The sequence below is a fragment of the Jiangella aurantiaca genome (assembly GCF_004349105.1).
Lineage (GTDB): Bacteria > Actinomycetota > Actinomycetes > Jiangellales > Jiangellaceae > Jiangella > Jiangella aurantiaca.
The window spans coordinates 1-14,103 of record NZ_SMLB01000059.1; the positions used below are offsets into that span (position 1 = coordinate 1).

The following is a 14,103-nucleotide window of genomic DNA, read 5'->3' on the forward strand; positions in this document are numbered from 1 at the left end:
GGGACGATCATGCTGATGTCCGGGGTGTTCCAGGTCATCGCCGGCATCGTCGCGCTGTTCAACGGCTCCTACTACGCGGTCCGCTCCGACGAGTTGCTCGTCACCGTCGGCTACACCGGATGGGGCTGGGTGCACATCATCGTCGGGGCGGCCGTCGCGCTGACCGGGTTGGCGGTCATGGGCGGGCGGCTGTGGGCCTACGCCGTGTGCGTGGCGTTGGCCGTCGTCAGCGCGATAGTCAACGTCGGCTTCCTCGCGGCCTATCCCGTCGGGGCGACCATCACGATCGCGCTCGACGTCGTGGTCATCTTCGCGATCACCGTCCACGGACGAGAGGTCCGCTCCTGACATGTACCAGACCACAGCACCTGTGGGGCTGTGGCCTGGTCGGCGGTTCGGTCGGGTCAGATCCCGAGGATCTGCTTCTTCTTCGCCTCGTACTCCTCATCCGTGACCAGGCCTTGTTGCTTGAGCCGGGCGAGTTGCTCCAGCTCCGCGACGTAGGCCGGCTGCCCCGGTGCGGACGGTGCCGCGGCCGGAGGTGGTGGTGCGTACTGCGGCTCCGGCGACAACATGTCCTGTCGGCGGTCCACACGCCGGGTGGTTCGCCGGGCGGTGCGCCGGGCGACACGTCTGCTCGGTCCGAACATGGCTCAGATCTCCTTCTGCTGGGTGCTGGCGGCGAGGGTCTCTGCCTCCGCCGCCGACAGGAGTCCGACGGCCACGAGGTCGAGCGGACTGATGAAGCCGTCGCTGACGGGAAAGCCACCGGCTCGGACGATGGCGTCGCGCACCGGGACCGCCCAGCGGTGCTCGAGCAGGACGAGCGCGGCCGCGGAGTCGTTCGGGATGTCCTTCAGGACGTCCCACGCGTCCTGGTCGGAGAAGAAGTCCAGGCCCTCGGCACCAGCCTCCGCGCCCGCCTCGGCTCCGATCTCCACGCCGTCGTCGCCGCCGGCGCCGAGGCCGATCAGAGCGCCGACCACGGCCCCGAACTCGATCGCCTCCGCCTGCGAGAGCTGGCTGACCTCGAGTGTGGATACCTCGCCGTCGGAGTCCTTGTAGACGGTCAACGAGTCGACGAGGCGAACGGTGTCGCTCGCTCTGAGTCGTTCGAACTCGGCGAGGATCTCGCCTTTGAAGTCAGGCTTGTTGAAGCCGAGCACCACCAATTGCACTGGTCCGATCACTATCCCACCTCTCGTCCGTCCAGCGGCTCACCTACTGCCGCCGCGGGCCATTCGGCCCGGTTCATTGCTGAGCCATGATCCGAGCCAGCTCCGCCTCGTCGTCTTTGATCAGCTCACCGGTGACGTCGAACGTGACGGAGTGAAGGATTCCGGTGAACTCGAACGGTGGCTCGTAACCGTCAGCTGCGGGGGCACCGAAGTCATAGCCGCAGCTCAGTCCCTCGAGTTCGAAGATCAGCGGCGCGGTGTGCGGGAATTCGACGTTGGCGACCAGCTGACTGTCGACGTACAGCTGACCACGTCCTGGCACGCCCTTGCCGTTCTTGAAGTCTGGCTGGCCGGTGGGCTCGAACTCGTATCGCAGCGTGTGCCGCCCCTTGGGCACGACGTCCCCGGAGTGCAGCGTGAACTGGTCTCGGCCGACGTAGTTGTACGCGTAGTGCAGGCGCCCACCCTCGAGGTAGAAGCTGTAGCCGCCGGCGTCGCCGCCCTGAGCGACCAGGACTCCCTGGGCGCCCCCGTCGGGGATCTCGACGTCGGCCTCGATGCTGTAGGGGCGGTTGAACACGGGCGGGGCGGCGAACGCGGGCACCACCGCGCCGTTCGGGTAGTAGACGTAGCGGGTGCGCGGCTTGGACGTCTGCGGACGCTCCGCGGCGAGGCGTGGCTGCAACGAGCCGTCGAGCGGCAGCACCTTGTACTTCTCCGCCTCGGCCCACCAGGTCGCGATCAGCTCACGCAGTCGCTCGGGGAACTCGGCCGCCACGTCCGTCGCCTCGGTCGGGTCCTCGGCGATGTGGTAGAGCTCCCAGCCGTCGCGATCGAGCTGGTCGAGGACCTCCGGTGTGATGGCGTCGCCCATCTTGCGGCCGTGTCGCGCCGCCTCGGTGAAGCTGGGGCCCGGCCACGGGCAGACGGCCCGCCAGCCGTCGTGGTAGATCGAGCGGTGCCCGAACATCTCGAAGTATTGAGTGGTGTGCTTCGTCGGCGCGTCAGCGGCGTCGAAGGTGTGCGCGAAGCTGACACCCTCCACCGGTGACTGCGTGACACCGCCGATGGTGGCCGGCGCATCGGCGCCGATCGCCTCCAGCACGGTCGGCACCATGTCGATGACGTGGGCGTACTGCGTCCGGATCTCGCCTCGGGCCGTCATCCCCGCCGGCCACGCCAGCACGAAGGGATCCGTAGATCCGCCGCGATAGGTCTCTCGCTTCCAGCGCCGGAAGGGCGTGTTCCCGGCCCAGGTCCAACCCCACGGGTAGTGGTTGTACGCCCTGGTCCCACCGAGGTCGTCGATCTTGGCGAGATTGTCCTCGAAGCTCTCGGGGACCATGTTGAAGAAGAGCATCTCGTTGAAGGAGCCGGTCGGCCCGCCCTCGGCCGAGGCGCCGTTGTCGGAGACGATCATGATGATGGTGTTGTCGAGTTCGCCGATCCGTTCGAGCGTGTCGAGGATGCGGCCGAAGTGGTGGTCGGCGTGCGATAGGAAGCCCGCATACACCTCCATCATCCGGGCGTACAACCGGCGCTCGTCGGCCGACAGCGACGTCCACTCCGGCACGTCCGGGTCACGCGGGGAGAGTTCGGAGTCGGCGGCGAAGAGGCCGATCTGCTTCTGGTTCTCGAACACGGTTTCGCGGTAAGCGTCCCAGCCCATGTCGAACGCACCCGCATACCTGTCGGCCCACTCCTTCGGGACATGGTGCGGAGCGTGGGCGGCGCCCGTCGCGTAGTACATGAAGAAGGGCTTCTCGGGCGCGTTGACGTGGGCGTCCAGCATGAGTTTGATCGCCTGGTCGGCCAGGTCCTCACTCAAGTGGTAGCCGTCCTCCGGCTGCCGCGGCTGTGTGACCGAGCCGTTGTCCTGGGTCAGGTCCGGATACCACTGATTGGTCTCACCGCCGAGGAAGCCGTAGAAGCGTTCGAACCCGCGCCCCAGGGGCCACCGATGGAACGGTCCGGCCGGCGTGTTGTCCTCTGACGGGGACAAATGCCATTTGCCGAGGCAGAATGTGTTGTAGCCGTACTCGACCAGCATCTCCGAGAGCATCCCGTTCTCGAACGGCATGCGGCCGTCGTAGCCGGGATATCCGGTGGCGAGCTCCATGATGCACGCGACACCGTTGGAATGATGGTTGCGTCCGGTGAGGATGCTCGACCGTGTGGGAGAGCACAGCGCGGTCGTGTGCATGTTGGCGTAGCGCAGCCCGGACGCGGCGACCCGATCGATGTTCGGTGTGCTCACGAGGCCCCCGAAACAGCTCAACTGCCCGTACCCCACGTCGTCGAGGACGAAGAACAATACGTTCGGCGCACCGTCCGGAGCCCGCACCGGTGCCGGCCATGCTGGCGACGAGTCGTCGGCGGTTCGCCCGATACGCCCCGGGAAACGGCTCCCCTGCTCGTACTCGACGAGATCACTCATCGTGCCTTCCACCTCTTCCACACTTGACGGTCAGCGCCCGGGCAGCTGCGCCGGAACGCCGGCAATGAGCGGACATCAGCCGATCTCGCCGTCGTCGTCGAGACGTTCCAGTGCGGCGTCGACGTCGTAGCCGACGGCCAGCCCGAGTTTCGGCGCGGCCGACACCAGCCGCTCCACACCGACAGTGGGCGCCACCGCGATCACTGCGCCCGCGATCTCCTCCACCGTGGCCCCGGAAGCGAACGCCGCATCGACGATCCACTGGTAGGAAGGTGCGCCGGCGTCCACCGCCAGGAGCGCTCCGAGCTGCACCAGCGCCCGGGTCTTCGGGTCCAGTTTCGACGCGCCGATGTTCTCGAGCCGGATACCCAGCACCGATTCGATGAACTGCTCGTCGTGCACCGCCAAGCTGCGCAGCACGACTTCGTGGAATCGGTCTTGCCGTGTCACCATCGCCCGACTCCCGTCGAGAGGCCGCTCGCGTCGCCGACGATTCGGCCGGCTGACCCATGCCACAGCACGGGCCCGGGCACCACATCATCCGGACCGGATGAAAAGCGCGGGTGCTCGGTCATGGGGTCGCGGATTCATCCGGTTCGCATGATGCGCTCGTCCGCTCGGGGTGTTCGATTGAACGGGTGACAGGGCTCGCCGTGCTCGCCGTGGTGTTCATCGGCTACTCCGCCGTGGCGGCCCGCTTGGGTCGTTGGTCCATCACCGCGCCGATGGTGTTCATCGCGGCAGGCGCCCTGATCGGCCCGCACGGCCTCGGCATCCTGGACGTCGCGACCGACGTCGAGGCGGTGAAGATCATCGCCGAGGTGACGCTCGCGCTGATCCTCTTCGCGGACGCCTCCAGCCTCAGATGGAGAGAGGTCCGCCTCGACGCGACCCTTCCTGCCCGGCTGCTGTTACTCGGATTCCCCCTCACCGTCCTAGCAGGCGCGATGGCCGGCTGGTGGCTCATCCCCGCAGCCGGCTGGGCGACCGCGGCACTGGCGGCCAGCATGCTCGCCCCCACGGACGCCGCCCTCGGACTCGGGGTCTTCACCGACCGCTCGGTCCCGGCGCGCATCCGGCGGGCCCTCAATGTCGAGAGCGGCCTCAACGACGGGCTGGCCACGCCGCTCGTGACGCTTTTCCTGGCGGTCGTCGTGGCCGCGGAGGGGGCCGGTCCGGACGGCTGGGTCGCCGAATCCGCTCGGGAGCTCGGCACCGCGATCGCGGTTGGCGCCCTCATCGGCCTCGGTGCCGGGCATCTCATCTCCGGTGCACGGCGGCGCGAATGGACATCACCGATGTCCGAGCGATTGGCGGTGCTGGCGACGGCGCTGCTGTCCTACACCACCGCGGTGGCGGCCGGCGGCAACGGCTTCGTGGCCGCGTTCGCCGCGGGCATCCTCTTCGCCTCCGCGTCCGCGGGTCGGCTGCGAGAGGCAACCGAGTTCACCGAGGATCTCGGGCTGTTCGCTTCGTACCTGATCTGGGCCCTGTTCGGCGCGTTGCTCGTCGCCCCCGTGCTGACCCACGAGATTCATCCGTCAGCGATCGTCTATGCGCTGGTCAGCCTCACCTTGGTGCGGCTCGTGCCGGTGGCCCTGGCGCTGGCGGGCACCGGCCTGAGACCTGGCTCGATCGCGTTCATGGGATGGTTCGGCCCGAGGGGTCTGGCATCGGTCTTGTTCACGCTCATCGTGTTCGAGTCGTTCGAGGCCGGGGGGTTGGCCTCGGAACGGCTCGTCGAAGTGGCCACCTGGACCATCCTGCTGTCGGTCATCGCACATGGACTGACGGCCGGCCCGCTGGCCGCGGCCTACGGGCGAGCCGTCGCAGACGCTCCCGTCGAGCACCGCGAACCCGCGGCACAGCTGGAGACCCGTGTCCCCAGGGATCTTTCGGCACGTTCGCCGGAACGAGGTGCCGACGGTGAACCGACGTGATCCTCGTCAAGTCATCGGCTGAGCGGAGAGTGCGATGACGGAGTTCGCCGCCGCCGTCGGCGTCATGGACCAGGTCGAAGACTACGTCGCCCGCGCCGACGTCAGCGGCTGGGACGCCCTCTTCGCAGTCGTGACGCTAGCCGGCGCCTGGTTGCTGTCGAAGGTCACCCGGCGGCTACTGAGCCGCCTCCTCGGACGCGTGGCGGGCATCCCTGACGACGCCAAACGCCTGCTCTCCCGGATGGGCGGATACGTCGTCATCGTCCTCGGCCTCGCCTACGCACTCTCGCTGCTCGGCGCCGACGTCGCCCCGTTGCTCACAGTCGTGCTGGTCGTCGTGGTCGTGGTCGCTCTCGCCCTGCGCAGCGTGGCTGAGAACTTCGCCGCCGGCATCGTCCTGCAGACCCGCCGTACGGTTCGGTTCGGCGACGAGATCGCCGCTCTTGGCCACACGGGCGTCGTGGCGGCGATGAACGGCCGCAGCGTCGTGATCAGGACGGCCGACGGGCGTCAGGTCCACCTGCCGAACGTCAAGCTGCTCGAGGCACCGGTGGCGAACCACACGATCCTCGGCGCCCGCCGCTCCGAGCTCGTCGCACACATCACTGGCGAGGTGGATGTGGACATCGTGGAGCGAGTGCGTACGGCCGTGGCCGGCGCCGACGCGGTCCTCGCCGAGCCGGCACCGGGCGTCTCCACGGTCGAGATCGGCCTCGATCGGCTCAGCCTGACGATCGGCTTCTGGCACGACCCGCCCGACGGCGCCACCGCCAGCTCCGCCGTGGCCACCGATGTGGCGAAGGCGCTACGGGCCCTTCACCTCGGCTTCGCCCTGGGTCCACCCACACCGCACGGTTTCATCCCCATCGGATGATGAGGGATCGGCCGCCGTCTCCTACGTTGACGATCTCGGAGCGAGAACTCTGGGGGACGCATGATCCAGGAGGAGCGGATGAGCCAGTACCAGGACACGGGGCGAGTCTCAGAGCCGAGAGGCGGGGCCGTCGGCCTCATCGTCTTCGCCGGCACCATGATGATCATGATCGGGGTGTTCCACATCATCTCCGGTCTGGCCGCCCTGATCGAGGACGACTTCTACGTGACGACTCCGAACCATCTGCTCGAGTTCGACCTCACCACCTGGGGATGGATCCACCTGATCGCCGGCATCGTCGTGGCGGGGGCCGGCTTCGCGGTGTTCGCCGGGCAGACCTGGGCGCGGGTGGTCGGCATCATGCTGGCGGGCCTGAGTGCCGTCGCCAACTTCGCCTTCATCCCCTACTACCCCGTATGGTCGCTGTTGATCATCGCCCTCGACGTCTTCGTCATCTGGGCACTGGCGACTCAAGGCCGCAACGTCGCGCTCGACTGAGCGCCGTGCCGGGCCGCGGGGGCGGCGGGCCGTCAGCCCGGTACCCTCGCGGCCGGGCTGAGGAGCCGACGGTGACCAGCGACACCCCGCTCGAACGCCATCGATCTCTCCGGCGAGCCGCGTTGCTGACCGCGGGCCTGGGTGCGGCGCATGCGGTCCTGTTGCTGCTCTCGTACGCACTGCTGTCAGGCGTACCCGAGCCGGACTCATCCGACGCCGAGATCGTCGCCTTCTACAGCTCGAGCGACCGGAGACTGCTCGTGCTCGTCGGCCTCTACCTGATGCCGTTCGCCGGGATCGCCTTCCTGTGGTTCATCGTGGCCCTGCGGACCTGGATCGCCCATTCGGTGGCGCGGGAGAACGCCCTGATCTCCAATGTCCAACTGGTCAGCGGCATCGTCTTCATCGCGCTGTTCTTCGCCGGCGCGGGCGCCACGGCGACCCTGGCCACCAGCGTCGAGTTCGCGGACGCCCAGATCGATCCGGTGACGGCTCGCCAGTTCCCCCAGTACGGCAACTCCCTGCTGTTCGTCTTCGCCATGCGGATGGCCGCCATGTTCGTCATCACCACATCGAAGATCGGTCGGAGCGCGGGAATCCTGCCGCGCTGGTTCACGTGGACCGGCTTCGGCGTCGGGCTGTTCCTGCTGCTGAGCGTCTCGTTCTACCCCGCCCTGGTCGTGGTGTTCCCAGTCTGGCTGCTGATGCTCAGCGGCCTCCTGCTCCTTCGAGCACGCCGCATCCCGGTCGACGCGGCCCTCACCCGCGTCCAGCCCCGTTAGTCCTCGAGCAGGCCGATGTCGCGAGCTCTGAGGACCGCGTCGGTGCGAGCCGAGACGCTCAGCTTGCGATAGATGGAGATGGCCTGGGACTTGATCGTGTTGGGCGACAGGTGGAAGCGTTCACCGATCTCACGGAACGACAAGTGCGTCGGCAGGTAGGACAGCAACCTGAGCTCGGCGGCGGTCAATGACGTCGGTCCTGGAACACCACGTACCTGGAACTGACCGAGACGGCGTTGCAGCTCGCCGAGCTGGTCCCCGAGGGTGCCCAGGTCGGGCACCCTGGCCACGATGTCGCGGGCGTCGGCGAGCAGAGTCCACGCTCCGGCCCGATCGGACAGTGCGAGCTGCACCTGGGCCAGCTCGATCATCGTCTGGGCCGCGAGCCACGGGATGGCACGGGTGAGCATGGGACGCAACCGGTGAGCCCGGATGACCTCCTGCTGGGCGAGGAGCACGTTCCCGCTGTGAAGAGCCGTCCGCGCCACCACGGCGAAGGTGATCGAGCTCGGCAGGTAGGTCTCGAGACCGCCGCGCTCGACCGTGATTCGGGCGCGACGTGTCAGCGTCTCGGCAGCGGTCCAGTCACCCCGGCTCATGGCAGCGAGGGACCGCTCGGCGAGAGCAAGCGACGACATGGGGAACGCATCGATCCGTTCGGCGGCCTCGACGGCATCGGCCAGGATCGCGTCTGCCTGCTCAGCGTCGCCGGCCAGCAGGGTGCTTGCGCCGTAGAGCATCAGGGCGGCCGGGCGCCAGGGGCCGGCCTCCGGCTCCAGGCGCACCGCCGCCTGGGCGTCCTTCCGCATCTGGTCCACGCCGCGCCGGCACGTCAGGGCATGCAGCAGGTGCAGGGTCGAGACGGCCGTGGTGCCGCCGTGCGGCGGACTCGTGGCGCAGCTCCGCTCGGCGAGATCGGCCCACCATGCCGCACCGATGGCGTCACCGGTCAGGGCGGCCGTCCACCCGGCCAGCACGGCCAGGGACGGGTGCCGTTCCATCACCTTCTCGTCGAACCTGTCGAGCCAGGCTCGTAGGGTGTCGAGCCGGCTCGTGCGGTACAGCTGCAGCGCCAACTGCTCGAGCAGCAGCGCAGCGCGGTCTTCGTCACCGGCGGCCCAGGCGTGGTGAAGGGCCTCCTCGTGCATGCCCTGCCGCTCGAACCAGTCGGCCGCCCTACTGTGCAGGACCGGCGCCACGCCGGGCCGTCGTGAGGTCAGCTCGGTGAGGAGCACGTCGCGGAACAGATGGTGATATCGGTACCACTCGCGGTGGTGATCGAGTGGCAAGAGGAACAGCTGGGAGTCCTCGGCCGACCCGAGGAGCTGCGACGACCCGGAGCGCTGGAGAACCGCGTCACACAGCGATCCGCACATCCGGTCCAGGATCGCGGTGTGGGTGAGGAAGCGGACCAGGTCGCCCGGTAGCTGGGCGAGCACCTCAGCCTGGACGTAGTCGGCCACGAACCGATCGCTGCCCGCGAAGGCCGGGCCCAGCGGTCGCGTGTGTCCGCCCGCCGCGAGGGACAGCGCGGCCAGGCACAGCCCGGCCGGCCATCCCTCCGTCCGGCGGGTGAGCTCCGCCATCGCCTCGTCCGGGAGGTCCACCCCGGCGTTCCGGAGCAGCGTCCGTGCCTCAGTGGCATCGAGGGCCAGGTCAGACACGTCGATCTCGGCCAGCACGCCGTTGGCGCGCCACCGTGCCAGCGGCAGGCCGGGAACGGTTCGCGAGGTGACGGCCAGCTGCGAGCCGGACGGAAGCCGCTGAGCGAGCTCGGCGATGGCATCCAGGCACGCGTGTTCGACGAGGCTGTGCACGTCGTCGAGCAACAGGACCACCGGTGTCGTCATGGCGGCCAGCGCCGAACCCAACCGGGGAAGCACCGTCGACATCACCGAGCCGCTGCGGGACGCGAGGGCGGTGAACACCGTCGGCGGGAGCGGCTCGATGCGGTCCAGGGCGACTGCGACATGGCTGAGCAGCCCGACCGGGTCGTTGTCGCCGCCGTCGAGCGAAACCCACGCGACAGGCCTGTTCTCCACCCGGCTCCACTCGCTGAGCAGGGTCGTCTTGCCGTATCCGGCCGCGGCATGGATCGCAACGACAGGTGCCGCGGACCTGCTGAGCCGGTCGATCAGGGTGCGCCTGGACACGTTCCCGGCGCGCGGCGGCGGCGCGTGCAGCTTGGACTCGATGACGTCGACCTGTGGGCTCCCGCCCAGCACCGGCGCCGTGGAGAGGCGGCGCAGCGAATCACGCGAGGACGCCGACGCGTGGGACACTTGCAGACCGCTCATCGCCACCTCCCCGTCATGCAGTGGACGAGCCGCCGCCAGAATCAGCATGCGTTCCAGAGGGCGGGTCCGGCCTCACCCGCTCTGGGTGAAGCCGGCGCACGGGTCTTTCATCCCGGTCGGATGATGCGACCAACCCGGTGTGGCGTCATCGTGGTCGCATGAACGGGGAACGCCGTGCGTCCGGAGACGCCGCCTCCGCCTGTGAGGCACGTCTGCGAGGAGGCGAGGACGAGGACGCGACCTGGCGATCCGAGCCCCCGGCTGCGGTGCGGGTTCCGGATCACGAGACCGTGAAGGCGAGCACCACGGTGCCGACCCCGACATAGGCGGTGCGCGGGAAGGGCGGATGAAAGCCGTGTTGATCGCATTGCTCGTCGTCCTCGGCGTGGATCTGACCGCCGTCGTAGCGCTCGGGGCGCTTGTGCTCGGACGTAAGCGGTGGCTCAGACGGCGGCCAGGCCATTTCGTCGGGGCGATTCGAGGCGTGAGTGGCAACGTCGACGGGCTCGCCAGCACATGGCGACGCGGCTGCGGCCGCTGGGTCTCCAACGTCCTCGTCTGGAACAAGGCACCATTCATGTTCCGCAATGTCTTCGTACCAGTCGACTGCCTCGCCGGGGAACGTCGTGCGCACTCCGGCGAGGTCAAGCGGCTGGGCGACACACCGATCGTCATCGAGCTCGTCTCGGGCGCCGCCGTGATCGAGGTCGCGACGAGGCCCGGAGACCGCACCCTCGCGACGGGTCCGATGACAACGCCCGTCTGAGAACGTTGTGAAGCAGAGCCATCCTGACTTGTGCGCGATTGCGGTCCTTGGTCCGCGGTCAGCCGGTCAAGGCGTCGCGCATGCGTGCGACCGCGTCGACGAGGAGCGGAGCCGGCAGCAGTTGGACCACGGTCACGCCGGCCGCGATGAACTCCTCGGCACGTTCCATGGACTTGCTGCCGACGGAGATGCCTACCGGCTTGCCGGCCGCGCGTGCCCGGCGGATGCCGTCGCGGATCAGGGCACGCACGTCGGGGTGGTTGAAGTCGCCGATGTGCCCGGCCGTCGCCGACAGGTCCCCGGCGCCGAAGGTGATCAGGTCCACGCCCGGGACCGCCGCGATGGCCTCGACGTTCTCGACGCCGGCCGGATCCTCGATCAGACACGTCACGAGCGTCTCGCGGTTGGCGAAGGCGAAGGCGTCCTCGGCGGGGACGCCGAGAGACCAGCGGGCGTGCATGCCGCGGCCGGCCGGGCTGGTGATGGCGCGGTCGCCGTCAGGGGCGAACTTCGCCGACCGCACCGCTGCGGCCGCATCCTCGGCGGTGGCGATGTGCGGGAACGTCAGTCCGGCGAAGCCACGGTTGAGCACTTGCGTGACGACGTCGGGTCGATTGGCGGCGAGCCGTGCGGTGGGCGTGACGTCCGCGGCCTCGGCCGCACGGGCGAGGTGCTCGAGGTCGCCGAGGGTCGCCGGTCCGTGTTCGCAGTCGATCCGGACGAAGTCCAGCCCGGCCATGGCGGCGTACTCGACCATGATCGGGTCCGCCGAGTCCATCGCGAGTCCGAAGACCATCTCGCCGCGCAGGACCTTGGCCTTCATGGTGTTCACTCTCATGCTGACTCCAATCATCGGAACGGGGTGGTGCGGCACCGAGTGCTACGACCTGAGGCCGTCGGGGCCGAAGAGGTGCAGATCGGCCGGGCTGGCATGCACGATCAGGCGTTCACCGACGTCGATGTCGGCGTGCAGGCGCGCCTTCACCCGGAGCTCACCCAGCTGACCGTGGACCAGCCGCTCCCGCCCGAGCAGCTCGGTGAGTACGGTGGTGAGCTCCAGCACCAGGTCGGCGCCGGTCCCGGGGCCGGGGCGCAGATCCTCGGGCCGCACGCCGACCGTGACGTCCCCGGTCGGTACCGGCACCGACGGCGGCAGTGGCAGCCCGTCCGGATGCCCGGGCAGGTGCAGCCGGCCGGCCCGGTGCGTGCCGGTGAGCAGGTTCATGCCGCCGAGGAACGCTGCGACGAAGCTGGTCGCGGGGCGCCTGAACATCTCTTCGGCGGACGTGGCCTGCTCGATGCGGCCGGCCCGGAGGACCACCAGCTGGTCGGCGAGCGACAGTGCTTCGACCTGGTCGTGGGTGACGTAGAGGGTGGTCATGCCGAGCCGGCGTTGCAGGGCGAGGAATTCCGCGCGCATCTCCACGCGGAGTTCGGCGTCGAGGCTGGAGAACGGTTCGTCCATGAGGAGCACGTCCGGCTCGCGAACGAGCGCCCGGCCGATGCCGACTCGCTGCCGCTGCCCACCGGACAGCTGGCCGGGCCGCCGCTTCAGCAGGCCGTCGATCCGCAGCAGCTCGGCGACAGCCGCAACGCGGCTGGTCCGCTCGTGCTTGGGCACGCCGGCCATCTTCAGCGGGAAGGCGAGGTTGCCCTCGGCGGTCTTGTCCGGGTAGAGGGCGTGGTTCTGGAAGACCATGGCGACACCGCGCAGTCCGGCGTCGACGGCGGACACGTCGCGTCCGCCGATGAGGACGGCACCGGAGGTGGGCGTCTCGAGCCCGGCGACGCAGCGCAGCAGGGTGGTCTTGCCGCAGCCGGACGGGCCGAGGAGGACAGTGATGCCGCCTGCTGGGCACTCGACGGTGACGTCGTCGAGCGCCACCGTGCCGTCGGGGAACCGCTTGGCGAGGTTCGTGCAGGAGACGCCCACGGGCGGCGACGTGTCGGTTCGGGCGGACGGCTGCACGGCCGGCGAGGTGGTCGTCATGGCAGCAGTGACTCGGCGGCGGCTTCCGCGTCGGCCAGTGCCTCGGCCGGGTCCTTGCCGCTCAGCAGCGTGGCGAGGATCTCGTCACCGAGGATGCTCCAGATCTCCTGCGCCGAACGGCCGGGGAACTGGAACATCGGCGCGAAGGCGTCGACGTCTTCAGGGGTGAGCGCCAGCTCGGCGTGCTGCTCGGCAACCGTCTCGTTGGCGCTGGTGTCGAGGACGACGACGCCGCCTCCCTGCTCCGCCTGGTAGGCGGTCCCTCCCGCCGGGCCGATGAGCTCGCGCACCGCCTCCCACACGCCCCGCTGGCGAACCGGGTCGTCGGTGAACATCACGATCGACGCTCCGCCGGCCAGGAGCACGCGGTCGTCGCCGTCGTGGAGCACGGGATACGGGGCGATGCGGTAGTCGAAGCCGGCGCTCTCGGCGTGGGTCCGCGCGCCCGAGCTGGCGTCGAAGGTCATCCCGACATCGCCACGGAAGTAGGCCTCGCTGATCGAGCTGGCGTCGTAGTAGGGCGCGACGACGCCGTCCGCCGCGAGCTCGGCGAGGAAGTCCACCAACTCGACCAGGGCAGGGTCGTCGAAGGTCAGCTCGGACTCGTCGTCGTCGACGAGCGCTCCGCCGCCCGAGGTGACGACGTTCTGCAGCCGCCACATGTTGGGGTCGTCGGAGAAGCGGAACGCCGCACCGTGCCGCGCGGCGCCGGACTCGACGATCTGCCGGGCCGCCGCCTCGAGCTCGCCGAATGTGCTCGGCGGGTCGTCGGGATCCAGCCCCGCGGCCAGGAAGACCTCGGCGTTGTAATACATGACGACCCACGATGCGGTCAGCGGAAAGCCGAACGTCTGGTCGTCGTAGACGCCGAAGTTCAACAGGGACGGCACCATGGTCGCCGGGTCGAAGGAGTCGTCCTCCCCCATCAGCGGGTCGAACGGTTGCACCAGGCCGGCGTCGACGTAGGTCCGGATCGACGCCGAGCTGATGATCGCCGCGTCGGGGAGGTTCCCGGCGACCCGCGCGGCGAGGATGCGCTCCTCGACGGCGCCGTAGTCGCCGCCGGAGTTGACGAACTCGACCGTGGTGCCGGTCCGCTCGGTGAACTCGGGCGTGAGCACAGCAAATGCCGGGTCGACGATGTTCGACGACGTGTCCGGGATCAGGATCTCGACGCTGACCGGCGCGTCGTCGGAGACCTCTGCCCGCTCGTCGGTGGCGTCGTCGCTGCCGCAACTCGCCGCGGCGAAGGCGAGGGCCACGACGATGCACAGGTGGCGGCCGGCGCGGCGCCGGCTGGTGGCAATGGTGTGACTCATGGTGCTCCTGTCGTGACGGGAG

At 69.1% G+C, this 14,103-nt stretch carries 14 protein-coding genes; 6 read left to right on the forward strand and 8 right to left on the reverse strand.

Features of this window, described 5'->3' with window-relative positions; translation table 11 throughout:
- On the forward strand, positions 1–348 hold a 348-nt coding region (locus E1262_RS26615; RefSeq protein WP_203454492.1), incomplete at its 5' end, for a DUF7144 family membrane protein.
- A gap of 56 nt (positions 349–404) precedes the next feature.
- Here the strand turns inward: E1262_RS26615 and E1262_RS26620 are convergent.
- The 4 genes from E1262_RS26620 to E1262_RS26635 form a co-directional block, all read right to left on the reverse strand.
- Positions 405–650: an SHOCT domain-containing protein gene (locus tag E1262_RS26620; protein WP_132107363.1), complete on the reverse strand. Its 246-nt coding sequence runs from the start codon at positions 648–650 to the stop codon at positions 405–407.
- A 3-nt stretch (positions 651–653) separates the two neighbouring features.
- Positions 654–1,190 (reverse strand): hypothetical protein, encoded by a 537-nt coding sequence (locus tag E1262_RS26625; protein WP_203454493.1) that lies wholly within the window; start codon positions 1,188–1,190, stop codon positions 654–656.
- 61 nt (positions 1,191–1,251) lie between these two features.
- Entirely contained in the window at positions 1,252–3,615 is a 2,364-nt protein-coding gene (locus E1262_RS26630; protein ID WP_132107367.1) for an arylsulfatase, read from the reverse strand.
- A 75-nt stretch (positions 3,616–3,690) separates the two neighbouring features.
- Entirely contained in the window at positions 3,691–4,017 is a 327-nt protein-coding gene (locus E1262_RS26635) for a carboxymuconolactone decarboxylase family protein (protein WP_238993067.1), read from the reverse strand.
- A 236-nt stretch (positions 4,018–4,253) separates the two neighbouring features.
- On the opposite strand from E1262_RS26635, the gene E1262_RS26640 reads away from it, so the two are divergent.
- The 4 genes from E1262_RS26640 to E1262_RS26655 all read left to right on the forward strand — a co-directional run bounded on the left by E1262_RS26640 (position 4,254) and on the right by E1262_RS26655 (position 7,709).
- Complete coding sequence (locus E1262_RS26640; protein ID WP_132107413.1) at positions 4,254–5,555, forward strand: cation:proton antiporter; 1,302 nt, start codon at positions 4,254–4,256, stop codon at positions 5,553–5,555.
- A gap of 34 nt (positions 5,556–5,589) precedes the next feature.
- Positions 5,590–6,429, forward strand: coding sequence for a mechanosensitive ion channel domain-containing protein (locus E1262_RS26645; protein ID WP_132107370.1), 840 nt, complete (start codon positions 5,590–5,592; stop codon positions 6,427–6,429).
- A gap of 78 nt (positions 6,430–6,507) precedes the next feature.
- Positions 6,508–6,927: a DUF7144 family membrane protein gene (locus tag E1262_RS26650; protein ID WP_132107372.1), complete on the forward strand. Its 420-nt coding sequence runs from the start codon at positions 6,508–6,510 to the stop codon at positions 6,925–6,927.
- Positions 6,928–6,998: 71 nt separating this feature from the next.
- Complete coding sequence (locus E1262_RS26655; RefSeq protein ID WP_132107374.1) at positions 6,999–7,709, forward strand: hypothetical protein; 711 nt, start codon at positions 6,999–7,001, stop codon at positions 7,707–7,709.
- Here the strand turns inward: E1262_RS26655 and E1262_RS26660 are convergent.
- Positions 7,706–10,006 carry a winged helix-turn-helix domain-containing protein gene (locus tag E1262_RS26660; protein WP_162606095.1) on the reverse strand — a complete coding sequence of 767 codons (2,301 nt, stop codon included), beginning with the start codon at positions 10,004–10,006 and terminating at the stop codon, positions 7,706–7,708. The genes E1262_RS26655 and E1262_RS26660 overlap by 4 nt on opposite strands.
- A 346-nt stretch (positions 10,007–10,352) precedes the next feature.
- On the opposite strand from E1262_RS26660, the gene E1262_RS26665 reads away from it, so the two are divergent.
- Positions 10,353–10,772, forward strand: a complete 420-nt coding sequence (locus E1262_RS26665; RefSeq protein ID WP_132107378.1) for a hypothetical protein — start codon at positions 10,353–10,355, stop codon at positions 10,770–10,772.
- 58 nt (positions 10,773–10,830) lie between these two features.
- On the opposite strand, the gene E1262_RS26670 is transcribed toward E1262_RS26665, so the two are convergent.
- The 3 genes from E1262_RS26670 to E1262_RS26680 are packed head-to-tail and all read right to left on the reverse strand — an operon-like array spanning position 10,831 to position 14,081.
- On the reverse strand, positions 10,831–11,610 hold the full coding sequence (locus E1262_RS26670; protein ID WP_162606096.1) for an HpcH/HpaI aldolase family protein: 780 nt from the start codon (positions 11,608–11,610) through the stop codon (positions 10,831–10,833).
- A gap of 42 nt (positions 11,611–11,652) precedes the next feature.
- Positions 11,653–12,762, reverse strand: a complete 1,110-nt coding sequence (locus E1262_RS26675; protein WP_132107382.1) for an ABC transporter ATP-binding protein — start codon at positions 12,760–12,762, stop codon at positions 11,653–11,655.
- On the reverse strand, positions 12,759–14,081 hold the full coding sequence (locus tag E1262_RS26680; RefSeq protein ID WP_132107384.1) for an extracellular solute-binding protein: 1,323 nt from the start codon (positions 14,079–14,081) through the stop codon (positions 12,759–12,761). The genes E1262_RS26675 and E1262_RS26680 overlap by 4 nt, the downstream gene beginning before the upstream one ends.
- Between the last annotated feature and the right edge of the window lie 22 nt (positions 14,082–14,103).